Genomic DNA, 21,596 nt, shown 5'->3' with positions numbered 1-21,596 from the left:
AAACAATTGGGTAGTTCTCCCCAGTTTAAATCCATTAATTGGGGAGGAGTCCCCTTTAACAATAAGTAAAAATATTGCCACACTAAATATAGAGGAAATATTAAGTGATTGGACTAAGGGGGGAAACAATGGACTACATCTACTTTCTTGCTAATGCGAGTTTAACTTTACGAGTGATCGAATATCTACAGAGAATGTATAACCCCTCTGTTTGTTCAATGACCGTCATTCATCAAATTAATGGTTGGATCATTAAAATCAAGTTTAAACAGCCTTTGACACCCCTACAACATGGCAATTTTAAAGCATTTATGAATGAGTTAGGTATCCCCTACGAACTCGAAATTCGCCTACAAATGGTATTCTGGAGTCTAGAAACCGGCCAATCACCCATTGATGTTATGCGTCGTTATCAAGTGGCGATCGTCTCCCATGGCTATCCCGATAGTAACGATATTGAAGCTTTTCGTCAGCAATTTACCAGAGGTTTAGGCTATTGCCCTGAAACCTTAGCCTAATCAAACGATGCCTTGATTTAACCACTAAACCTTAAAAGCCTCTCGCTGTGAGTTAGCCACGTCTACGCCACCTGCTCTACTTGGGGAGACCCCAAGACCGCAGTGGCTCCTTTTAAGGCGTGGCGGTGGAGTGAAACGGGGTTTTAACCGGTGTGTATCCTTCGATATGCAACAATAAAAGCGTGAGTAAGAACAAGGTTGGTCATGAGATTAGAATCCATGAATTCATAATAGACATCTCCAAAATCCCAGATTTGACCCCGATGCTACAAGGGTTTGAGGTTAATTTCTGGAGATGTCTAATTTATAATTTATAATTCATAATTTATAATTTATAATTTGTAATACTCTAGAGAGATCTTGAAACTCTCCGACAATGCGTCGCATGGGTTTAGGGGAAACTCTCAATAGGGTTGGGGTAGCGGATATCTGATGAGTCTCCGCTTCTTCAGGGTGTTTGATAATATCAATCACTTTGAGAGTATAAGGGTGTTGTAGTTCTGTTTCGAGTAAATGATGGATGGTTTTCAGGGTATTTTTAGTAGATGAACTATTGCCCGACACAAAAAGACGTAAGATATAACCTTGATGGCTGTCTGATGTCTCTATCTCATCAGAAGGAGTAACTAAGGGTTGACGTTCCTTGTCTGAGAGAAAAGGGTTCTCTAAACGATAGATTAGATCATGACTCTCCCAAAGTTGGGGAAACTCAGAACGATAGGTTTCCAAGATAATCGGGTTACAAATTTCGTCTTGCCATTGGGCTGTCTCCCAGACAAGATCAGGAGTATCAAACAATACATTGAGTAAGAGTTGATACCGCTTAACTGCTGGATAAACTTCAGCAGCCATTCTTACTTCCCGTTTCCCTGAACAAAACCAGCGATCAACGGTTGCCGTATAACCAGGTACGAGAAAATGGGGAGGGGCCGGCAACTTCAAGCACTCTTGCAGGACTACACATAAATGAGAATGCCAATGAATCTGCTTAGTCTTATCTCGACAATAAACAACATCGCCCCCAGGAGTAAAAAGGGCAATACCTTTAAACAGGTCTGATGGAACAACAGAGGTTTCAGTCAAGGTTGCTAGGGTTAACAATGAAGCACCGGACATAAAGAGAAACTATTTTTATTGTACTATATATTTCAAGCTTTGTCCCCATTTCTTCAGAGTGTTTCTAGATTCTCCCCCGTAGCATCATAGCCATTTCATTAGGAGTGGGAGATAATTCTAGGGCAGTTTCTTCAGTGATACGTCCTTCTTGATAAAGGTTAAATAAAGCCTGGTTACTGGTAATCATGCCGTCAAACTCTCCATTCTTCATCAATTCAAGAATTTCGTCATTTTGACCGCGAATAATATAATCTTTAACCGTTTCCGTATTGATCATAACATCGTGATAGGCGGCCCGTTTGCCATCGGTTGTACGACATAACCCTTGAGCAATAATAGCCACCAAAGATTCTGCCATAGCCACTCGCATGGCTTCGCGTTCTTCAGCACTGTACAAACTGAGAATCCGTTCTAGGGTTTTGACTGCACTATTGGTATGGAGAGTTCCCATGACTAAGTGACCCGTTTGTGCCGCTTTGAGGGCAGTATTAACCGTTTCCTTGTCCCGCATTTCCCCTACCAGAATGATATCAGGATCTTCTCGTAAAGCCGCTTTGAGGGCATTATCAAACCGTAAGGTGTGCATTCCGACTTCCCGTTGTTTAATCAGAGAACGACGACTTTGATGGACAAATTCAACGGGATCTTCAATAGTGATGATGTGTTTAGGATGTTCTTTGTTAATATAATCAACCATGGCGGCCATAGTGGTTGATTTTCCTGATCCAGTGGGCCCCGTGACCAAAATTAAGCCTTTATGAGAATCAGAGATCTCTTTAAAAATCATAGGCAACCGCAGTTGTTCCATAGTTAAAATTTTCAGGGGAATTAACCGCAAAACCATTGCGTGGCCCCGTAAACTATCAAAAACGTTAATCCGAACCCTAGCAAAGTCATATTGAGTGGCCCCGTCAAATTCGAGTTCTCTTTTAAAGCGTTGAATTTCTTCTTCTTTGAGAATTTCCCGTAACCAACTCATAAATGTGTTGGGGTCGGTTTCAGGATAATCTAAAGGCAACATTTCCCCGCGATCGCGCATACGGGGTCGTTCTCCTATGCCTATGTGAACATCAGAATAACCTTCCTCAAAGGCATGGTGTATCAGTTCTTGTAAACTTGGTTGTCCTGGGGCCCGTCCTCTTGGGGATGGATTAGAATCTAGTTGAGGTAAAGGGGGAGGGGGTAAAGGAGGCATAGGGGGATTTTGAGCTTGGATCATAATAATTTTGGGATAGGTTTCTTTACAAAACTCTTGAGTTAAACCATGTCATGAGCTAGTATTCCCAAAATGCCTTTCTTAATTAACTGTGTTCTTCTTTTCTGAGAAATTTTACCCTTAATATTGCGAAATGTTACAAATTTTGTTCCCTTGATCAGTATTTTTTCGGAGAGCAAATCTGACGAAAAATCCCCACTTGTTGGGGATCAATAAAGCCTCTAAAAGATTGGGCTTAATCATGTTCAGGATTGATTTCTAGCTCAAAAAGGAACAAATTAGTTGAAGGCAAATAATTAACGAGATCTACCAGAAAAGGTGAGAGTAGAATGTAAAGTTTTCTTACAAGATCCTCATTTTCTCAGAAATTTTATCTATACTAAATGTCACGACCTAATCTGCTTTTTGATACTTTTACTGGTTTGCTCTGGAGGGAAAAATATGGAATTCGCACAAAAACCAAGCTTAAGCAAGGTTTATTCATTAACATTAGTAAAAAGTTTTTTGGTGTGGAGTTTTACTCTAACCGTTTGTTTATTAGTCGTTGGATTTCCGTTAATCGTCTTAATGGCGACGGTTGGGGCTTTAGCATCAGTAATTTTACAGTCTGTATTACCCGTTAGTGCTGTGTTACTTGTGGTGGGTTCTTTGCTTGGAGCAAATGTATTAGCAATTGTAGTGGGTGCAGCATTGCTAACCTCTAAAGGTATTCATCCTCAAGATGTTGATTGGCTCAGATGGCTGCACGGTGAAGCAAGACCTTCTCATACTTCCGTCTACGCTGCTTGTCCCCTAACTTGTAGTTTGGTTCAATAAGGTTAATCAATTGCTAGACTCAGGTTTATTTTGTGTACAAGTTAGTGCAGCCCGGTAATTACCGGGTTTTTTCATTAAGAATAAAAATATAGTGTAATATTTTACTATACTTTTAGAAACGATAAAATATGACTATCAATCATTCTAATTTAGACTGTTGTTTATGCGGTCTGGCGTTAGGTAGTCCTTATCGACAGTTAGCTCGGACATTATCCCAAGATTTAGCCGAAAAAGCTCCGAATTTATCTTTTGTTGTACTTACAGATAACCCTAGAGAATTTGGGAATCTGAATAATGTTATTGCAATTCAACACAATCATTATTTTGGGTATCGTCCTTATAATGATAAGGTTTTTGTTTTAGAAGCGGCCTTGGAAAGGTTTTCGGTGGCTATTCAAGTCGATGTGGATATTACTCTGACTGAAAATATTTTAGAGAAAATTAATCAGCCTTGGCCTCCTGGAATTACAGCAATGTCACAAAATTTATTAGAACATACCCAAAAAAATAATATTGGAGATATATCCTCTATTGAAAAACTAGCTCAAAAGCTTGATTTGCGCCTAGAAGAAGTCAGATGGGTAGGAGAGCATATGTTTATTATCAAAAGAGACAATGGCAAAGAAAAAGAATTTTTTGCTCTGTGGAAAAAGTTAGCTTATTATTGGGATATTCATAAATTAGGTGCTAAAGATGGCACATTAATAGGACTCGCAGGTGCTAAAGTGGGTTGGCAAATTTCTTTTGAGCATTGGCAACCGTTAAATCAATGTTTAGAACATTTTGATGTTCATCTTCAATTAAAATATAGTAAATTAAAAGAATTTTTAGATAGGTGGAGTTATCGATCTCGAATTGTTCGCGCTCATTTTTTTGCTTTAGCTCAATCTGAATTTTACTATAAATAGGGTGGTTCTCCCGACATCTTGGTAAAAAATGTATGTCGGATCTACAATCTTTAACATGGTGGATTACGACGCGCCCTAAAACTTATTAGTTTTCCGGTCAAAATCTTTGCCGCGTCTAACCCATCCTACGAATCTAACAGGAATTAAAACATTAACTCTCAGCGATTTTTATCGCTAGATTAGTTAGCTTATACAACCCCCATAAAGAAAGGAAAGACTAATAAGTCAAAATACTAAAATTAATTGTACTTTACTTGTTTAAATTTAACTGTAATAACTGTAACATATTTACTTAAATATAGTAATTTTAACAATTTTAATAAGTTTATTTATAAAATTAAATAGAAATTAGTAATCAACAATTTTAAAGTAAATATTAAGAAAATAGTCAAACAAAAAAATCATGATATAGTTTGAAACGAAGGGGTAAATGTTAATGATTTTGGGATAAGTATGAAGCTATAAATGTTCTCAAAATCAAGTATTAACTAAGTGAGGAGAGCATTGAGCAACCCTAAATCAAAACTCAAAGTAAGTTAGAGGTTTCTAATGAATTATCTATCTCGAATACTTTTTGGAACCAGTATTGTTGCCGGAACTTTATTGGCTATGTCAACTGAGGTTCGCTCTCTTAACCTGTATAATACATATGACGAAGAAGCCTTAACACAAATTGCCGACAATCAGATATTGGCTAAAGTTGAAGGATTTACACCAGATACTTATCAAATCCTCAGAGAATCCCCCAGAAGACAAGTAGCAAAAGCGACAATGAATGATTTTGTTGTCCCTGGACAATATGCTATTTTTGCTGGATGTGATGATCAGTGTAGCGGGATTAATATCACTGTAACTGATGCCTCTGGGAAAAAATTAGTTTCCGATAAGGGAAAACAATCTGCCCATGTCTTAGTAACACAAGCGATGTCTAGCGAACAACCATTAAAAATTGAGATGGAAGTTAAATGTAATACTAGTGGAGCAATTAGTGGAGTAGAGTCCAATGACAGAAAAGTAGAGGCCTGTTATTCTTATTCAACTATTTGGCAAAAAGTGAAATAAGCTAATAATTATCTGTTCACTTGGGTATTGCCCCGTATTTCTTACTATAAGTAAATATGGGGCTTATTGGGTTTAGAATTGATTGAGTTTATCAGATCAATCTAAACATATGGCACAACAACCCATTAAACCCTTTTATTTCGATATTACAGACGAAGAAATCGACTATTTTGCCCTGGAGTCCAAAAAGATTCTTAAGTCCGGTAGACTCATTTTAGGGGAGAATACCGCCGAATTTGAAAAAGACTTTGCTCAATATGTTGGCACCAAACACGCGATCGCGGTTAATACTGGTTCATCTGGTCTAGAAATTATTTTACGTCTCAAAAAAGCAGAAAAAACAACGGTTTTAGTGCCTACTAACACTAATTTTGCCACCGTTGCAGCCGTTTTAAGAGTCGGGGGACAAGTTAAATACTTAGACATGGATGAGTCAACCTTTGCACCCTCTTTAGATATGGTAAAAGAGGCTGTGGAAAAAGGTGCTAATCCTGCTATTTCTGGCCTATTATGGGTACATATTGGGGGTGTTATTTCGGCTGAGTTTCCCCAAATTGTGGAATATTGCCACGAAAATGGATTATTTGTCTTAGAAGATACTGCCCATGCTCACGGCAGTCAAATTAATGGGGTACAGGCTGGAAATTTAGGGGATGGGGCCGCCTTTTCCTTCTTTCCTACCAAAATTATGACCACCTTTGAAGGAGGAATGATCACCCTCAATGACGATGAAGAAGATTATATCGCGCGATCGCTGAGAAACCAAGGTAAACGGGGAATGGACTTTGGGGGTTTACATACAGATTTTGGTAATAGTACCCGTATGACTGAAATTCACGCAGTTTTAGGTCGTATTCAGTTAGCTAAACTGTCTGAAATGATTGAAAAACGGCAACGTTGTTATGAATTAATTACTGCACCTTTGAGAGAAGCAGGAATTAAATTTGTCTCTACTGATCATATGGATAGTGCTAGTCAGTATAAATTAATGGTACTGTTACCTGAAGGAAAAAACCCTCAAGAAATTAAAAACGCTTTAGCAGCAGAGGATATATTTTTAGGGGGAACAGTTTACGAAATTCCTTGTCATTTACAACCTGTTTTTCAAGATATGTGTCCAGTTTCAAGTTTACCTCGCGCTGAATATTGGTGTCCGAACCATATTTGTCCGCCATTAACATCAGGAATGAAGGAAGAAGATGCGAAAATAGTCGCAGAAGCATTAGTTAGACATTTATCTCTATAAATAAAGCTTTGTGTCAAGTAAAAACCCCTGGTGGGAGTCAGGGGTTTCTTTACGAAGGTGGAGGACTGATTTTCATCATCAGTCCTTTTTACTATTTACGCCAAATATTGATTAAGTTGATTATTAATCAAAATATAATTAAGTAATGTAGTTTTTTCTCGGTGGCTCTCCCGACATCTTGATATGAAATCTATAATTAGCAAGAATAATAATCATTCTCAACAATAATTAAAGTTTATTTTTAACATCTGAATACCTGTTCAGGTGTTAAGCTATAAATAACAAGCCCTGTTAAAACGAAGGATACATTAATCATGACAGCAGCGACCGTTACTCAAATGAAATGTGCTTGTACTTCTTGTGTTTGTATCGTAAATCTCAGCGATGCAATCCAAAAAGACGGCAAATACTATTGTTCTGATGCTTGTGCCACTGGACATTCTAGCGGTGCAGGATGTTCTCATCACGGATGTGAATGTCACGGCTAGTCAGTTTCATCAAGGTGTTCTGCAACAGATTGATACAATGCTAAAACATGATGGTCTTGCAACGAATAAAACACCTTGCGTCCCCTTTTCTCATATCTAACTAAACGCATGGTTTTAAGAGTTCGTAACTGATGGGAAACAGCAGATTCAGTCATATTCAAGATGTTCGCTAAATCACAAACACATAACTCTTGATGGGCTAATATAGATATAATTCGTAAGCGATTTCCATCTCCTATTAAACTAAAAAACTCGGCCATGCGTTGAGCTTTTTCAACACTCAGAATTTTATTTTGAAAGACTTTTAGAGGTTGAGTTTCCCAGGTATGGGGTTGGCATATCAGGAGAGCATCAGACTCAGTAGGAAGAGTTACGGATGTTTCCATAGAATTATTGTAACTTTTAATAATTTTTGCCTAAGTTTAATCTAATATTTATTATAACTTAGGAGCCAACCAATCCCATTAGTTTTTACTGCAACATTATAATTATATTTGATGTTAACCTCGATTTTCACCCAATGTTTCAACCTTATCAACCGTTACTTTTGCGCATTTTTCACGGCTTAACTGCTATTTTTACGATTTTAGCTATCCTAACTGCCTATTGGACTTATGATGTTTATGATGGCAGATGGGGAAAAATCCCCTTACCTAAATTTGAAGACATCGAAGGCATTCATGGAACCTTTGGTTTATGGGCATTATTAATTTTTCCTTGCTTAGTTTTTTATGCTTTTCATCAAGGACAAAAGCGATTAATTCAAACTAATACCTTGGAAAAACTCACGAAAATTAGTCAAAAAGGTTGGTGGTATCATCTTCATCGCTTGGTTAATACTCTGATTCTGTTTTCTTTAACCTTTGCGGTTTTTACCGGAAAAATGATGGATGAAACATGGCTTCCGAATGGAGAACTTAATCATGCTTGGTATTATGGACATTTAATCTCATGGCTTATTTTAATTATTAGTTTAGCCGTTCATTTATTAATGAGTGCTAAAGTTGGCGGCTTACCTTTTTTATTATCTATAATTAATTGGTCATATAAAATTCAAGATAGTCCCTCAAAATGGAAATTACAAGTGATAGAATATTGGCAAAACTTTCGTTTCAGTTTGATTCGTAAGTGGTGGCAATCTTCTTCTTGGATAAAATGGTTAGAGACGATTATTTGGCTCAGTTTAGGGGCAGCTTGGATCATTTCTTTAATTAAAGAGATACCCCATAATAAAACTTTTTAAGTGTACGGAATTAATATAGTAGGATGTGATTGCTGATTCAGATAACACAGTTTATTTGAGTGTTGTTAGTGCAATATTTTAAGTAAAGGTTGCCTACGCCACCTAGAATGGCTGTCCGCGCAGGCGGACTTAGTCTTTATAGGATCAGACTTGAGTCTGTCATTAATTAGTAATTTAGCATAGTTTGTCCGATAAAACCAAATTAATTAGCCCCAACTATTTTAAATAAGTTGAGGCGGACTATTTCATAACTAAACAGTGGAAAAGTAGATTTTAGATTTAACAGGATCAGGAACCATAGTTTTGTCACCTTCTTGCCAACCTGCGGGGCAAACTTCATCAGGATGACTCTGTACATATTGAACCGCTTTAAGAGTGCGCAAAGTCTCATCTACACTACGACCAAAGGAAAGATTATTAATAGTTACGTGTTGAATAATTCCCTCTTTATCAATAATAAAAAGTCCACGCAAGGCAACACCAGCTTCGGGATCTAATACATTGTAAGCGGTACTAAGTTCTTTTTTAATATCAGAAATTAGAGGATAAGCAACATCTCCAACACCTCCATTTTTTCGCTCAGTTTGAATCCAAGCTAAGTGGGCAAATTCACTGTCTACTGATACTCCTAAAACTTCCGTATTAATTCTGGTAAATTCTTCGTAGCGATCGCTAAAGGCAATGATTTCAGTGGGGCAAACAAAAGTAAAATCTAAAGGATAGAAGAATAAGACAACATATTTGCCACGATAACTAGAGAGTTTTTTGGTTTGAAATTCCTGATCAATAACTGCTGTTGCGGTAAAATCAGGTGCGGGTTGTCCTACGCGCAAATATCCTTCTGTCGTCATAATTTAGTCTCCTCAAATCTGTTAGTCTAGGGACGGTTTTTAGAGTTACTTTCTATTACAAATATATCATACTCATAACCATTGTGAATAACTATCGTACCGTATAGAGGCTTTTGGTTTGAGGCAACGTTAGATGTTGCCCCTAGTTTACTTTAGCGCATGGTCACGAATTCTTCGGCTGAACTGGGATGTATTCCCACTGTCGCATCAAAATCGGCTTTTTTAGCTCCCATTTTCACCGCGATCGCCACACCTTGAATAATTTCGGCTGCGTGGTCTCCCACCATGTGGGCCCCTAATATCCGATCAGTTTCTTGATGTACTACTAACTTCATCAAGGTTTTTTCGTCTTTTGCTGGCAGAATATAGTACATTGGGCGAAATTTACTACGATACACTTTAATGGCATTTTCTCCATATTGGGCGATCGCTTCGGCTTCAGTTAAGCCAACAGTAGCCGCTTCTGGGGTACTAAAAACGGCTGAGGGGACGTTTTCATGACTCATTATACGGGGTTTGCCCCCATATTCGCTATCGGCAATGGCCCGTCCCTCATTAATCGCTACAGGGGTCAAATTAATGCGATCAGTACAGTCGCCAACAGCATAAATATTGGGTTGACTGGTGCAACTATATTTATCAACGGCGATCGCCCCATTTTTCACATCTACTCCCGCATTTTCTAGTCCTAAATTATCTAAATTAGGTTTCCGTCCTGTTGCGGCTAAACCGATGGTATCTGCTAATACCATATCCGTTGTTTCTTGCCCTTGTAAGGACAATTTTAAACCTTCTGATGTCTTTTCAATTGCAGTGATTGTACATTGACTCAGAATGCGAATACCATGCTTTTCCATGGCTTCTTGAATGGTGGATCTTAGATCTTCATCAAATCCTTTTAAAATTTTATCTTGGCGAATAATTTGGATGACTTCTGATCCTAAAGATTGCATAATGCAAGCAAACTCAACTCCAATATAACCCCCTCCCCAGACTACTAATCGTTTGGGTTGGGCAGGCAATTCAAACATATTATCGGAGATAATTGTATGTTCAATTCCTGGTATATCGGGTTTAACCGGATGACCTCCTACCGCAATTAAAATTTTATCGGCAGTGACTTTTTTATCACCAACTTCAATAGTATGGGAATCAATTAATTTACCATAATTACGATAAATTTCTACCTTAGAATTATCTAACATTTTTTGATAAATCCCATTGAGTCGGGTCACTTCATTTTGTACAGAAGTGATCATTTTTGTCCAGTCTAAAGTGCTTTTAACTGGACTCCAACCGTATCCTTGAGATTCTTCAAATAGATGGGGAAAATGGGATGTATAAACCATTAATTTTTTAGGAATACAACCTTTATTTACACAAGTTCCCCCTAAGCGACCCATTTCTGCTAACCCAACTTTTGCCCCGTATTCTGCGGCCCGTCTAGCGGTAGCGATTCCTCCTGAACCTCCACCAATAACAAATAGATCAAAGTCATAACTCATAATGATTGAATTCTCCTCGTTGTCTGGCGAAATTAATTAACTTATTGACTGTTTTTATTATAGCGATTAAGTCGATACTATGATGTTCTAACTGGATTTAGCTAATCACTATAATCCAGTTAGAATTAAAGCGGTGGCTAAATCTGCTTTTAGTCAAAAATTAGAAATTATGTGGGAGGTCTACACTATTCTGACTTAAAGTATGTTACTATTATTTGTCGCACATTTCAACCAGGGAATAGTATTACTCTTTTGGTTGAGTTTAACTTAAATACCCTTGATCAAGCTGGTGTTTCTTGTGGATCTCAAGGAGAAGAAGTTAAATTTATTTAACTTAATTTTAGGAAGCTTTTGCTTGATGAATAACTGCTTTTATTCTCCCAAACTAACGGTAACTTTAGGATTGTTTTTACTTACTTTTTTAGAGCAATTTACACCAAATTTATTAGCTATTGAAGCACTAAAGCACTCTTATCTTATAAGTCAATCAGAAGAAAAGTCAAGCATTTGCCCTGCTGATTTATCTCAGGAGATTGAGAGAATTATTAAAGAAGAAAAATATCGGCGATCACGGTGGGGCATTTTAATACAAACCTTAGATTCTGGGTCAACTTTATATGCTTTAGATGAGCAAAAATATTTTATTCCTGCTTCTAATGTTAAACTCTTAACAACTGCAGCAGTTTTGTTAAAATATGGTTCACAATTTCGGATTAATACTCCCATTTATATTACGGGAAATTACCCTCATTTACAGACATTAAGAATAGTAGGAAAAGGTGATCCCAGTTTAACTACTCAACAATTGCAAACCTTAGCTAAATGGTTAAAAATAAGAGGGATAAAGCAAATTGATCAATTAATAGTCACGGATGGAGATTTTAAGGAATCACCAATTAATTTAACTTGGGAATGGGAAGATATACAATTTTATTATGCCACAGCTATTAACCATTTAATACTTAATGAAAATGCAGTTACTTTAAAATTAATTCCTCAAAATGTAGGAGAACCTTTAAAATTAGAATGGTCAGACAGTTTAGCCGGTCAACAATGGCAAATTAATAATCAAACTTTAACTGCTCCCAAAGATACAGCTTATTCTATCACAATTGAGCGAGATTTTGCTCAACCTATTTTAACCCTAAAAGGAGAATTAGCAAGTAATACTGAACCGGATACCTTTGGGTTAGCAGTTGTCAACCCAACTACTTATTTTTTAGAGAGTTTACAACAAATTTTAGCACAAGAAAATATTATTGTTGGAGAAACTAAGGTAATAAATAATCCTGAAATAATTAATAATGAGAGAGAATTAACCATCATTGAATCTCAACCCGTATCTTTTTTAATTACTAAAGCAAACGAAGATAGTAATAATTTATTTGCAGAAAGTTTACTCAATCTTTTAGGAAATGAAACTAAAAATCAAACCAGTTTAGATGGTTTAAAAGACAGCTTAAGTCAATTAGGAATTCCGGCTAATTTTTATCATTTAAAAGACGGTTCAGGATTATCACGTCATAACTTAGTGACTCCTGAAGCATTAGTAAGAACTCTGAGATTAATGTCGAAAACGTCAGAAGCAGATAATTACCGTAATTCATTAGCGGTAGCAGGAGTTAGGGGAACTTTACAGGAACGATTTAAAGAAACAGAAATTAAAGAAAATTTACAAGCAAAAACTGGCACACTATCTGGTGTGTCTGCTTTATCTGGTTATTTAAGTCCTCCTAATTATCCCCCATTAGTATTTAGTATTATTGTTAATCAATCAGAATTACCTCCTTCCGAATTACGACAAATAATTGATAGAATTATTCTAGTTTTATCTAGAATTAAACACTGTTAAAAAATCTATTTCATAGCACATAATAAAGCAGATAAAGCGTGATTTTCTTGAGGGTTAATCTGTTGATCAAACCAAGCAATTTTAACCGCAAAAGGAAAAGCACTGGCCGCCACATCAGGATCAAGTTTATCTAATAAATTTTGAGGTTGAGGAACTTTGAGTGCCGATTGAATTCCTGATAGAATAGAATGATCTAACTGCAAACTTTGTAGTTGATTTTCTACTTCATTCCAGTTAATATTATTATTAGGGTTTCCTGCTTGTATCAAATAAGCCAGTAATCTAGCTAATTGTAATTCTTGTGAACCATTCATGGGTTCACAGTTATTATCTTTGTCAGAAGAAGATCGCAAATTATCAAGAATTTTTTGCCAATCTTTTGTCTCACAAGAGTCGGGTTTCCCAACTGTTATCGACACATGAATACCCTCAGAATCAGAGGCCAATTTAGTCACTTTAGCATCCACTCCAAGATACCCTAACCAACGAGAAATGGTGTCTATTAAGGTGGTTTGTGTTGCTTGAGAATTAGCCAGTAGTCGTACTTGTGTTTGAACTAAAGGACGAACAATTTGTGTGAGCATAGTTACTATGAAGCCGTAATTTATCGTCTATCATTAGTATAAATAACCTTTTATCTAGTAAACTGTCACAAAAATAGCTAAATAAAAAAAAAACAGCACTATTTTCTTAAATTATTCTGTTTTATTTATAATTTAAGACAACAAGCTAAACAACAAAAGCTTCATATTGTTTTATCCGAAAGTAGCTTTACTCTCCTACCAAGAATAACTATTTGAAACTTGCATACAGTTTTTAAAAACCAATATACGGTTTTATAATTCTTTGTACCTCTTTGAATTTGAGGTAGGGAAATTAATAATTAATAAAAGGCTAAAGCCTTATACTATAAAAACGAAGTCCGACGAGCGCGGACAGCCATTATAGGTTGCGTAGGCAACCTTTGTTTTTATAGCTTAACTATGAACGAGTTCAAGTCTGTTATTTGTGATAATAAAGCATAACTCCGGTTATAATTTATAAATGAGAGAAAAAACTGATTAACGCCATGCCCCTACAACAATTAATATGATGGCAAATTATTAATAATAATAGTTTAATTCTTATTAGAAAAAGTTTTTAAAGTTGGTGGTTGAATCGGTGAAATAGGAGGAATAGAAGCAGGAGAAACCGGAGTAGGATTAGAAGATTGACGAGTGGCTAATTGTTGTTGAGTCTGGATTTGATATTCTAAATGATCTGTAACTGATTCGAGTAATTGAGACGTATAAACTTGTTGTTCTAGTCTATCAGTATAAGAAACTAAATTACCGAGGCCATTAACTAATTTACGAATATTATCACGGAAGACAGGATCTCCCGTTAAAATTTCCACATCAGAAGTAATTTTTTGAGCATTTTCAAACGTAACCCTAGCGGAATCTAAAGTTTTTTGTAGAGAAAGAATCACTTGTGGATCATTAATAGATTGAGAAAAATTGCGTAAATTAGCTGCAGTTTGGGAAGCATCATTCATCAAAGATTCCAAATCTTTAGCAACTTTTTCTATATTAAGTTTATCCAGTCCAATATTTACCCGATTAACGGTTTTTCCTATTTCAATAGCCACCTGACGCGCCTCATCGCTGGTCCGTTCGAGACTATTCAAAGTATTAGTAATATTACCCCGATTTTCTGATACTAAACTATCAATATTATTAATCAAATTAGCTGCACTACTAATAGTTTTATTAATATCAGCGCGATTTTCCGTCACGACAGTATTAACATTTCCCATTAATTGAGAAGCATTTCTAGCCGCACCATCAATACTATTAATTGTACGAGAAACTCCTTTAATTTGTCCTCGGGCCGACCGAGAAAAAAGCGTTACCTCATCACTAAGTTTAGCAATTCTATCCCCAGCTTTTGAGACATTTTTAGCGGCATTATTCAAGTTACCGACAAATTCAGGATCAGTATAAGTATCACTCAGACGATTTAAAGCATCAAATAATTGAGGACCAACTTTTCCTACCACCTCATCATCATGACAAATAATCTCATTTTTGTCAGGACATTCTTTACTGGTAGGATTAATAGATAATGCTTGTTCATTGAGAGTTCGTGAAGGAGTAATATCAACAGAAGCTTCCCCAATAAGTCCAGAACGATTAATTTGAATCTTAGAATCACGAGGAATTCTGAGATTAGTCGAAGAAAGTTCTAAAATAGCATTAACCCCGTTACTACTAGGTGCAAGGGCGATAATTTTTCCCACAGCAACTCCCCGAAAACGGACAGAGGCCCCAATTTGTAAGCCCTCAACAGCTTCAAATTCTGCCCTAATTTGATAAGTATTTTGACCGATTAATCCTCCTCGTAACCAGATTACCAGTCCTCCAAATAAAATTAGGCCAAATAGGGCAAATAACCCCACTGTACCCTCTTGAAAACTTCGCATTCGTAGCATAATCTTTCCTCACACTGATTCAAAAAAATATGAAGGGTAACTGATAGGATAAGTTTCAGCCTTAATTCCTTCCTCTATAGCTTAATCGATAACTCGAATGGGCCCCTCAACACTAGCAGTAAAAAACTGACGAACGATAGGGTTAGGAGTAGTATCAATATCGTGAACCGTTCCTTCCCATTGAATTTTACCCCCATACAAAAAAATCACCCGATCAGCCGTGCGACGAATGGTACTATCTTGATGAGATACCATCACATAAGTATCACAACCACCAGAGGCCCTTTGCAGACGACGTACTAAGTCTTCAATAACCGTAGAAGAAATGGGGTCTAATCCGGCAGTAGGTTCGTCATAGAGAACGATTTCCGGGTCATCTTCGGGTTTTTCGGGGTCTGCAATTAAAGCGCGGGCAAAACTGACTCGTTTTCGCATTCCCCCGGACAGTTGAGAAGGATAGCGATCGCTCATTCCTTGTAACCCCACCATGCCTAATTTAGCGTTTACTAACTCCCGAATTTTAGCGCGAGGAAGTTTAGAATGTTCGTAGAGGAAAAAACCCACATTTTCATCGACTGTGAGAGAATCAAACAGGGCTGCTTGTTGGAAAACCAGAGCGATACGCATGGGTTGATTCCCATCTTCAATAATGCCTTTGCGACGTTTTCCTTTAATATAAATTTCTCCGGCATCGAGAGGCAGTAATCCGGCCATTAGGCGTAAAATCGTTGATTTACCCGTGCCTGATGGGCCAATAACAACTAAGGCCTCCCCTCGATAAATAGTCAGGTCAATACCATCGAGGATAACATGACCACCAAACGCTTTAGAAACGCCTCTGAGTTCGATTAATGGTTCTTTTACCATTGGTTGGTTGTTCGGGATGAAAAATCAGCTAAATTTCCTCTTTTATGATAGTCAGTTTTACTTGAAAAAGTGATTCCACCGAACTTGTTATCGTCTACATCACAGACCTTATGTCTGATACTATAGGAACGAAGCCTCCCCAAGGGAGGCTAAATTAAACCCACGTAGGCGAGTTTTGTCTTTATAACGACTCTCCCCTACCTGTGGTGATAAGTAAAACTTATAATTTGTAGGGTGGGTTAGACGCGGCTATGATTTTGATGAAAAACTCATAACTTTTAAGGCGCGTCGTAACCCACCATCTTAAGTATTGTAGCTGATTATACATTTTATACCAAGATGTCGGGAGAGCCAGTCCGCGAAGGCGGACTTTGTTGGTATAGCCACAGGCTTTAGCCTGTCGGCGTTTTGGACTAAGTTGACACCAATGAATGTATTAAGCCCCTACTAAGTCCCGATTACCCGATTTTGTGCTTAATTTTCGGGGGTTTCTAGTCCAAATACCCGATTAAAGGCTTTTGCAACTTTATACCCAGAATCAATGGTTTCTAGGGGATCTTTGCGGAGTCGGTGACGCAAACATAACACCATTGTCCGCCGAATATCGTCTACAGTTACCTCTGTACGTCCTTCAAACGCGGCTAAAGCTTTAGCTGCACGGTTGGTAACAATATCACCTCGTAACCCGTCTACATCTAATTCTGAGCAAACTTCTGAGATTTTTACCCGTAGGTCATAGTCAATGTTAACTGATGGGAGTAGATTTTGCGCTCTGACTAAGCTATCTTGTAGTTCATCTTGTTGAGATTGATAATTTTCACAGAATTTTTGCGGATAACTGTCAAATTCTGAGCGTTGTTCCACAATTTGGACTCTTAGGGCTGGTTCTTTAACCGTATGAATTTCGGCGTGCATACCAAAGCGATCGAGCAGTTGGGGGCGTAATTCTCCTTCTTCGGGGTTTCCTGAACCGACTAAGACAAACCGGGCCGGGTGACGAATAGAAATACCTTCTCTTTCGACGGTATTCCAACCACTAGCAGCCGAGTCGAGCAGCACATCGACCAAGTGGTCATCGAGTAGGTTAACCTCGTCTACATAGAGAATACCGCGATTCGCTTTAGCTAACAAACCCGGTTCAAAGGCTTTTACTCCTTCTGAGAGAGCTTTTTCTATATCAATGGTACCACAAACTCGATCTTCTGTTGCGCCGAGGGGAAGATCTACCATAATGACCTTTTTATGACCGATTTGGAAGGGAATACCGTCTTCTAATTGTTGACGTGCGGTATCGCTCATCATGTCGGGGTCAGTGGGGTGAGAATTGAAGGGATCGTTAGCTATGACTTCAATTTCGGGAAGTAAGTCAGCTAAAGCGCGGATGGTGGTAGATTTTCCGGTTCCGCGATCGCCCATAATCATGACACCCCCAATTTTAGGGTCAATGACGTTGAGGAGTAGGGCCAATTTCATTTCTTCTTGGCCAACTATAGCAGTAAAAGGGAAAACAACGCGACGGGTTTTAGGAGGTGCTTGTAAGGTTGCAGTCATCTGGGTTATTAGGATCGTTCTCTATTAAATTTTCTATGCGATCGGTTGCAAGGTCAATCTTTCCCATTGTCCCATAGTATACAACATTTTCTTGCAGAAGTTAACTCAAAAGACAAAAGTAAACTTAAATATCAAATAGTAACATCCACAAATGTATATTTTTTTTGGCAAATTTTTTCTTTATTGGGCGTTGCTGAATCAGAGGCTCAAACAACTATTCTTTGCGTCGATTCTTTGCGCGAGATAAAAATCATCACCATAGTTGACACAAGTAGAGGAAGGAGGTAGAATTATATTTGATTTATTTGAAAATAGAATTACTACTTGCTCCCGAAAAATGGTTACAAAATAAATTAAAAGCTTTGGATAATTTAATTTATTTAAGTGCGGATCTTGAAGCTAAATGGGCCATGGAAAAAATAGATATCACAAATATTCAATATAGTGATAATACTTTTGATGTAATTGTATGTAGTCATGTTTTAGAACATATTCCTGATGATCAAAAAGCCATGAAAGAATTGCAGAGAGTTCTTAAATCTGATGGTTGGGCTATCTTACAAGTTCCCCTAAATCCTAACATAGAAAAGACCTTAGAAGATCCAACTATTACTTCTCCTGAAGAACGAGAACGTGTCTTTGGACAAAGGGATCATGTAAGACTTTATGGACGAGATTATAAAGACAGATTAGAGCAAGCTGGATTTAAGGTTAAAGTGGATACTTTTGTCAAGGATTTAGATAGTAAAATGGTTCATAAATATGGGTTACGAAAAGATCACGATATTTATTTTTGTTCTAAATAAAAAAAAGATTAAAAAGATTAAGTAGAACCATATAAAGAGACACGACTAATAATCGTGCCTCTAAACTCTAATTTGCTGAATAATTTAACTAGCTGAAGGTTCTACCAAATTATCCAAACCATCAATCACCTTAGCTGAGATAATTTTGTCCTTCTCGTTGATTTCTCCTAATACTTCTTTGCCATCAATGACATAGCCAAAAACAGCATAACGACCATCCATCAAATTAAATCCAGGAGGTGTTAATTCATTATCAAACTTAAAGAAGAAAAATTGAGAAGATCCCCCATTCGGATCAAGACTAGGACGGGCTAAAGCGACTGCCCCATAAGCATTAAAAGGTAAAGCCAAATCAGGTAAATAAATACCCATATCTTCTAAAGTAGCACCATAAATAGGAGCATCTTCTCCCTTGACTAAAATTTCTAAAGGAATAGCCCGATATTCCTTAGTTTCAGGATCAATAAATCCTTCTTCTGGCCCTATTGGATCTCCCGTTTGTACAACAAAATCATCCCCAGAACGACTGAAGGGTAAATTATCATAAAAACCCCGTTTTACTAGGTCAACAAAGTTTCCCGCATTCACAGGCGCACTATAACCATCTACCACTAAAGTTAGGGTTCCTTTGGTTGTTTCAACCTCGACTATTGCCCGACCTTTCAGTTGAGGTAAATTAGCATATTCAGCAGGAACCTCAAAAGGAAATCCTACTACCATTAATTCTTCAAGATCAGTAATTTTGCTAAGTAAACTTTCTCGTATTTGCTGAACTTGTTCCTTGTCTTTTTTATCAGCAGCTTCTTGCAGTTGGACTACTTCTGTTTTAAGCTTTTCGAGAATAGTTTGCGCTTGAGGTTTATTAGTTTCAGGTACATCCTCAAGAATTTTATCACTGCGTAATGTTAAGAGAAATGAGGCCGTTTTGACATCTTTGACAATGGGAGGCCAACGTTTACCCCTCAGATAATTAGAAATATCTTCGATCGCACTTTGAATTTTGCGAATTGGTTCGTTATCAATGGGTAAAGCATAGCGTAAAATAGCATAAGGATCAGTAATGGCATTTCCTTGCGCTAAAACGCTAATTAACATTGGTTGAACCGGAAAAGCATTCGCCGGCCTGCCACATAGACTCAGAGAAAGGGCTACCATGAGCAAAGTGACAATGCTGGTTTTCCATAAACGTCCTAACCCTTTGAGGATAGGGGACCAAAATTCTTTTATGAGTTTCATAAATCCTTAAGTTTGGGTTAAACGACAATGAGGCTACTATGTCCTATTTACCATAATTTGAGGGGCATTCACAAGTAATAAGTATTAAGTAATAAGTGATAATCATCAATAGTAGACTTTCACTCTAAAGGGCAGGGGTCAACGGCCGTTGACCCCTACAAAATAAACAAAGAAGACCTACGCAATCTAATAAAATCTTATCTTTAATTTGATGTAGAATGATATAGATAGAACTAGGTTAAATAAATAATAATTAGAATCTCATGGAACGCGGTCTTTTATGGCTACCTTTACTATTTTTCTTCTGCTGGTTAACCTGGAGTGGTTGGAACGAATATCAAAAATTAGAAGCTTATCGTCAATGGGCCGAACAATTTGAGCAAGCTAAATATGATATTTATGCCATTATTGGGATAAACGAAAAGCAAATTACTTGGGGTAAACCAAGCCGTTTAATTCCTACTGATTTACCTTCATTTTCCTTAGCCGATGTCGCTAATATTCGTCTCTTGGTTAATGATAATCCAGTGGATTTAAACGCTTTACCCAATAAAGGATTACCCGTATTAGAATTTAGCTTGCTCACAGATTCTTCCCCTATTAAAATTCCTTTTACAGAAATTCCTCTAGCAGCTAAATGGACAGTCTATCTGAATAAAATTAGACAATCTTAGAAAAAGCTTTAATTTAACCAAAAAATACGCCTTTGATTCGGTTCAACACGGGGACTCTGTTCTTCCATCACCTTTTTAATTTGATGAGGATCAAAATTACGGCTAAAATTATCTCTTAATTCGTTAACTCGCTTCTCAGTTTCTTGCACTTCTACCGCAACTTCTCGTAATTTTTGTTGTTGAGAAAACTGATAGGGTAAAAGTTTGATTAAGGTGACAATGGCTATCATTGATAATAGGCCATTAACCGCTAATTTAATGGTGATTTCTGTGGCTATCCATTGATGTTCTCGATGCTGGAGTTGACGACGTGGACGAGTACGAGGAGTCTTAGACATAAGCTTAATCTGGTTAGATAACTATGGCCAAGTTTACCCCAAACTAATTAGGGATAAGTCAAATAAAATCTTGTTTATCAAGTTTTTTTGACTTTTGGCGAAGAGAACTACTCATCGGGTTAGTAATAATAGATAAAAAGGCAACGCCTATATTCAGTTCTTACCGCCCCTGATGAGTAGCAATCTGTTTTATTAAACGAAAACTCTATTTATAAAGTTCCGTTGATAGACGAAAAGCGAGAATTCCAGGAACTAACGCAATTACTAAGGCAACGAGAACTTGAGTATCAGATATAGCCATGAGTCATTAACTCCTTAAAAGTTGACAGATTTAATTACTTACTTTCCTCTATAACTGACATTTTGTGAAATATCTTGTTACAAAGATTTAACATAAGGATTGTCCCCAAAAAAAAGGTGAGCGATCGCCCACCTCAATTTAGCTGAGAACAGCTATAATTTGCTCTGAGTATATTAAAATTACGATGAACATCGAACTGAGGGGAGTAACTTTGTTATTCACCCTTTTTTTATTACATTAAGCCTAATTGAGATAGGATGCCTTTTCCGGTGAGTAACTCGGTAGCAATTCCCACTACAAAGCCTAACATGGCTAAACGACCATTCCAGTTTTCCGCAAAGGAAGTAAAGCCGAATTTAGCATTTTGGTTATCCATGAGTCGTGTCTCCGTATTAGATAATTGCGTTTAAGTCAATGACTTGATATCAATTGTAACTAAACTTTGCTGACTTTGCAATATTTCTTTACAATTAAATTAATTGTAACAATGTGTTACAAAATGAGTTGCTCCAGGGAATTGCCTAAATTC

Annotated in this window: 24 protein-coding genes; 11 read left to right on the top strand and 13 right to left on the bottom strand. The window is 37.3% G+C overall.

Going from position 1 to position 21,596, the window contains the following annotated elements; all coding sequences use genetic code 11:
- Positions 1-128 precede the first annotated feature (128 nt).
- Entirely contained in the window at positions 129-518 is a 390-nt protein-coding gene (locus AsFPU1_RS10840; protein WP_124970362.1) for a hypothetical protein, read from the top strand.
- Between the two features lie 318 nt (positions 519-836).
- On the opposite strand, the gene AsFPU1_RS10835 is transcribed toward AsFPU1_RS10840, so the two are convergent.
- Positions 837-1,634, bottom strand: a complete 798-nt coding sequence (locus AsFPU1_RS10835; RefSeq protein WP_438357492.1) for a circadian clock KaiB family protein — start codon at positions 1,632-1,634, stop codon at positions 837-839.
- 64 nt (positions 1,635-1,698) lie between these two features.
- Positions 1,699-2,829: a type IV pilus twitching motility protein PilT gene (locus AsFPU1_RS10830; RefSeq protein ID WP_227873343.1), complete on the bottom strand. Its 1,131-nt coding sequence runs from the start codon at positions 2,827-2,829 to the stop codon at positions 1,699-1,701.
- 462 nt (positions 2,830-3,291) lie between these two features.
- Between AsFPU1_RS10830 and AsFPU1_RS10825 the strand changes: the two genes are divergently transcribed.
- The 5 genes from AsFPU1_RS10825 to AsFPU1_RS10805 all read left to right on the top strand — a co-directional run bounded on the left by AsFPU1_RS10825 (position 3,292) and on the right by AsFPU1_RS10805 (position 7,370).
- Positions 3,292-3,666 (top strand): hypothetical protein, encoded by a 375-nt coding sequence (locus AsFPU1_RS10825; protein WP_124970356.1) that lies wholly within the window; start codon positions 3,292-3,294, stop codon positions 3,664-3,666.
- A 128-nt stretch (positions 3,667-3,794) separates the two neighbouring features.
- A complete protein-coding gene (locus AsFPU1_RS10820) occupies positions 3,795-4,574 on the top strand; it encodes a hypothetical protein (RefSeq protein WP_124970353.1) in 780 nt (259 codons plus the stop codon).
- 549 nt (positions 4,575-5,123) lie between these two features.
- Positions 5,124-5,636, top strand: a complete 513-nt coding sequence (locus AsFPU1_RS10815; protein WP_124970350.1) for a hypothetical protein — start codon at positions 5,124-5,126, stop codon at positions 5,634-5,636.
- Between the two features lie 109 nt (positions 5,637-5,745).
- On the top strand, positions 5,746-6,882 hold the full coding sequence (locus tag AsFPU1_RS10810) for a DegT/DnrJ/EryC1/StrS family aminotransferase (RefSeq protein WP_124970347.1): 1,137 nt from the start codon (positions 5,746-5,748) through the stop codon (positions 6,880-6,882).
- Positions 6,883-7,196: 314 nt separating this feature from the next.
- Positions 7,197-7,370: a metallothionein gene (locus AsFPU1_RS10805; protein WP_124970344.1), complete on the top strand. Its 174-nt coding sequence runs from the start codon at positions 7,197-7,199 to the stop codon at positions 7,368-7,370.
- On the opposite strand, the gene AsFPU1_RS10800 is transcribed toward AsFPU1_RS10805, so the two are convergent.
- Positions 7,367-7,756, bottom strand: coding sequence for an ArsR/SmtB family transcription factor (locus AsFPU1_RS10800; RefSeq protein ID WP_124970341.1), 390 nt, complete (start codon positions 7,754-7,756; stop codon positions 7,367-7,369). The two genes, AsFPU1_RS10805 and AsFPU1_RS10800, sit on opposite strands and share 4 nt — an antisense overlap.
- 134 nt (positions 7,757-7,890) lie before the next feature.
- Between AsFPU1_RS10800 and AsFPU1_RS10795 the strand changes: the two genes are divergently transcribed.
- Entirely contained in the window at positions 7,891-8,613 is a 723-nt protein-coding gene (locus AsFPU1_RS10795; protein WP_124970338.1) for a cytochrome b/b6 domain-containing protein, read from the top strand.
- A 251-nt stretch (positions 8,614-8,864) separates the two neighbouring features.
- Here the strand turns inward: AsFPU1_RS10795 and AsFPU1_RS10790 are convergent, their stop codons facing one another.
- Positions 8,865-9,464, bottom strand: a complete 600-nt coding sequence (locus AsFPU1_RS10790) for a peroxiredoxin (RefSeq protein WP_124970335.1) — start codon at positions 9,462-9,464, stop codon at positions 8,865-8,867.
- Between the two features lie 152 nt (positions 9,465-9,616).
- Entirely contained in the window at positions 9,617-10,969 is a 1,353-nt protein-coding gene (gene gor, locus AsFPU1_RS10785; protein WP_124970332.1) for a glutathione-disulfide reductase, read from the bottom strand.
- 171 nt (positions 10,970-11,140) lie between these two features.
- Between gor and AsFPU1_RS22630 the strand changes: the two genes are divergently transcribed.
- Together AsFPU1_RS22630 and dacB are read left to right on the top strand one after the other, a co-directional pair.
- Complete coding sequence (locus AsFPU1_RS22630) at positions 11,141-11,302, top strand: hypothetical protein (RefSeq protein WP_172957402.1); 162 nt, start codon at positions 11,141-11,143, stop codon at positions 11,300-11,302.
- Between the two features lie 25 nt (positions 11,303-11,327).
- Positions 11,328-12,821: a D-alanyl-D-alanine carboxypeptidase/D-alanyl-D-alanine endopeptidase gene (dacB, locus tag AsFPU1_RS10780; protein WP_124970330.1), complete on the top strand. Its 1,494-nt coding sequence runs from the start codon at positions 11,328-11,330 to the stop codon at positions 12,819-12,821.
- Between the two features lie 5 nt (positions 12,822-12,826).
- Here the strand turns inward: dacB and AsFPU1_RS10775 are convergent, their stop codons facing one another.
- From AsFPU1_RS10775 to bchI, 4 genes are all read right to left on the bottom strand, one after another.
- On the bottom strand, positions 12,827-13,405 hold the full coding sequence (locus AsFPU1_RS10775) for a hypothetical protein (protein ID WP_124970327.1): 579 nt from the start codon (positions 13,403-13,405) through the stop codon (positions 12,827-12,829).
- 533 nt (positions 13,406-13,938) lie between these two features.
- On the bottom strand, positions 13,939-15,294 hold the full coding sequence (locus AsFPU1_RS10770; protein WP_124970324.1) for an MlaD family protein: 1,356 nt from the start codon (positions 15,292-15,294) through the stop codon (positions 13,939-13,941).
- Positions 15,295-15,375: 81 nt separating this feature from the next.
- Positions 15,376-16,161: an ABC transporter ATP-binding protein gene (locus AsFPU1_RS10765; protein WP_124970321.1), complete on the bottom strand. Its 786-nt coding sequence runs from the start codon at positions 16,159-16,161 to the stop codon at positions 15,376-15,378.
- A 474-nt stretch (positions 16,162-16,635) separates the two neighbouring features.
- Entirely contained in the window at positions 16,636-17,712 is a 1,077-nt protein-coding gene (gene bchI / locus AsFPU1_RS10760) for a magnesium chelatase ATPase subunit I (RefSeq protein ID WP_124970318.1), read from the bottom strand.
- Positions 17,713-18,008: 296 nt separating this feature from the next.
- Here bchI and AsFPU1_RS10755 point away from each other — a divergent pair, with 296 nt between their 5' ends.
- Positions 18,009-18,518 (top strand): class I SAM-dependent methyltransferase, encoded by a 510-nt coding sequence (locus AsFPU1_RS10755; RefSeq protein ID WP_124970315.1) that lies wholly within the window; start codon positions 18,009-18,011, stop codon positions 18,516-18,518.
- A gap of 84 nt (positions 18,519-18,602) precedes the next feature.
- On the opposite strand, the gene AsFPU1_RS10750 is transcribed toward AsFPU1_RS10755, so the two are convergent.
- Entirely contained in the window at positions 18,603-19,673 is a 1,071-nt protein-coding gene (locus AsFPU1_RS10750) for a peptidylprolyl isomerase (protein ID WP_438357495.1), read from the bottom strand.
- A 344-nt stretch (positions 19,674-20,017) separates the two neighbouring features.
- Here AsFPU1_RS10750 and AsFPU1_RS10745 point away from each other — a divergent pair, with 344 nt between their 5' ends.
- Complete coding sequence (locus tag AsFPU1_RS10745; RefSeq protein WP_124970309.1) at positions 20,018-20,428, top strand: hypothetical protein; 411 nt, start codon at positions 20,018-20,020, stop codon at positions 20,426-20,428.
- 8 nt (positions 20,429-20,436) lie between these two features.
- Here AsFPU1_RS10745 and AsFPU1_RS10740 read toward each other — a convergent pair whose 3' ends face one another.
- The 3 genes from AsFPU1_RS10740 to AsFPU1_RS10730 all read right to left on the bottom strand — a co-directional run bounded on the left by AsFPU1_RS10740 (position 20,437) and on the right by AsFPU1_RS10730 (position 21,443).
- On the bottom strand, positions 20,437-20,766 hold the full coding sequence (locus AsFPU1_RS10740; RefSeq protein WP_124970306.1) for a slr1601 family putative cell division protein: 330 nt from the start codon (positions 20,764-20,766) through the stop codon (positions 20,437-20,439).
- Positions 20,767-20,971: 205 nt separating this feature from the next.
- Positions 20,972-21,067 carry a photosystem I reaction center subunit XII gene (psaM, locus tag AsFPU1_RS10735; RefSeq protein WP_124970303.1) on the bottom strand — a complete coding sequence of 32 codons (96 nt, stop codon included), beginning with the start codon at positions 21,065-21,067 and terminating at the stop codon, positions 20,972-20,974.
- Between the two features lie 232 nt (positions 21,068-21,299).
- Entirely contained in the window at positions 21,300-21,443 is a 144-nt protein-coding gene (locus tag AsFPU1_RS10730; RefSeq protein WP_125061105.1) for a CAB/ELIP/HLIP family chlorophyll-binding protein, read from the bottom strand.
- Positions 21,444-21,596 lie beyond the last annotated feature (153 nt).

Source organism: Aphanothece sacrum FPU1, from assembly GCF_003864295.1.
In the GTDB taxonomy this organism is placed as follows: Bacteria; Cyanobacteriota; Cyanobacteriia; order Cyanobacteriales; family Microcystaceae; genus Aphanothece_B; species Aphanothece_B sacrum.
Note: the sequence above shows the minus strand (reverse complement) of the source record. Positions and strands in the feature narration are given on the sequence as shown.

Bases quoted from the DNA above. Each gene is read 5' to 3' on its own strand.
- AsFPU1_RS10815 (WP_124970350.1), top strand. From the start codon at position 5,124: ATGAATTATCTATCTCGAATACTTTTTGGAACCAGTATTGTTGCCGGA.
- AsFPU1_RS10790 (WP_124970335.1), bottom strand. From the start codon at position 9,464: ATGACGACAGAAGGATATTTGCGCGTAGGACAACCCGCACCTGATTTT.
- AsFPU1_RS10820 (WP_124970353.1), top strand. From the start codon at position 3,795: ATGACTATCAATCATTCTAATTTAGACTGTTGTTTATGCGGTCTGGCG.
- psaM (WP_124970303.1), bottom strand. From the start codon at position 21,067: ATGGCTATATCTGATACTCAAGTTCTCGTTGCCTTAGTAATTGCGTTA.
- AsFPU1_RS10825 (WP_124970356.1), top strand. From the start codon at position 3,292: ATGGAATTCGCACAAAAACCAAGCTTAAGCAAGGTTTATTCATTAACA.
- gor (WP_124970332.1), bottom strand. From the start codon at position 10,969: ATGAGTTATGACTTTGATCTATTTGTTATTGGTGGAGGTTCAGGAGGA.
- AsFPU1_RS10810 (WP_124970347.1), top strand. From the start codon at position 5,746: ATGGCACAACAACCCATTAAACCCTTTTATTTCGATATTACAGACGAA.
- AsFPU1_RS10840 (WP_124970362.1), top strand. From the start codon at position 129: ATGGACTACATCTACTTTCTTGCTAATGCGAGTTTAACTTTACGAGTG.
- AsFPU1_RS10775 (WP_124970327.1), bottom strand. From the start codon at position 13,405: ATGCTCACACAAATTGTTCGTCCTTTAGTTCAAACACAAGTACGACTA.
- AsFPU1_RS10765 (WP_124970321.1), bottom strand. From the start codon at position 16,161: ATGGTAAAAGAACCATTAATCGAACTCAGAGGCGTTTCTAAAGCGTTT.
- AsFPU1_RS10730 (WP_125061105.1), bottom strand. From the start codon at position 21,443: ATGGATAACCAAAATGCTAAATTCGGCTTTACTTCCTTTGCGGAAAAC.
- bchI (WP_124970318.1), bottom strand. From the start codon at position 17,712: ATGACTGCAACCTTACAAGCACCTCCTAAAACCCGTCGCGTTGTTTTC.
- AsFPU1_RS10830 (WP_227873343.1), bottom strand. From the start codon at position 2,829: ATGCCTCCTTTACCCCCTCCCCCTTTACCTCAACTAGATTCTAATCCA.
- AsFPU1_RS10835 (WP_438357492.1), bottom strand. From the start codon at position 1,634: ATGTCCGGTGCTTCATTGTTAACCCTAGCAACCTTGACTGAAACCTCT.
- AsFPU1_RS10740 (WP_124970306.1), bottom strand. From the start codon at position 20,766: ATGTCTAAGACTCCTCGTACTCGTCCACGTCGTCAACTCCAGCATCGA.
- AsFPU1_RS10795 (WP_124970338.1), top strand. From the start codon at position 7,891: ATGTTTCAACCTTATCAACCGTTACTTTTGCGCATTTTTCACGGCTTA.
- dacB (WP_124970330.1), top strand. From the start codon at position 11,328: ATGAATAACTGCTTTTATTCTCCCAAACTAACGGTAACTTTAGGATTG.
- AsFPU1_RS10800 (WP_124970341.1), bottom strand. From the start codon at position 7,756: ATGGAAACATCCGTAACTCTTCCTACTGAGTCTGATGCTCTCCTGATA.
- AsFPU1_RS10770 (WP_124970324.1), bottom strand. From the start codon at position 15,294: ATGCTACGAATGCGAAGTTTTCAAGAGGGTACAGTGGGGTTATTTGCC.
- AsFPU1_RS10745 (WP_124970309.1), top strand. From the start codon at position 20,018: ATGGAACGCGGTCTTTTATGGCTACCTTTACTATTTTTCTTCTGCTGG.
- AsFPU1_RS10805 (WP_124970344.1), top strand. From the start codon at position 7,197: ATGACAGCAGCGACCGTTACTCAAATGAAATGTGCTTGTACTTCTTGT.
- AsFPU1_RS10750 (WP_438357495.1), bottom strand. From the start codon at position 19,673: ATGGTAGCCCTTTCTCTGAGTCTATGTGGCAGGCCGGCGAATGCTTTT.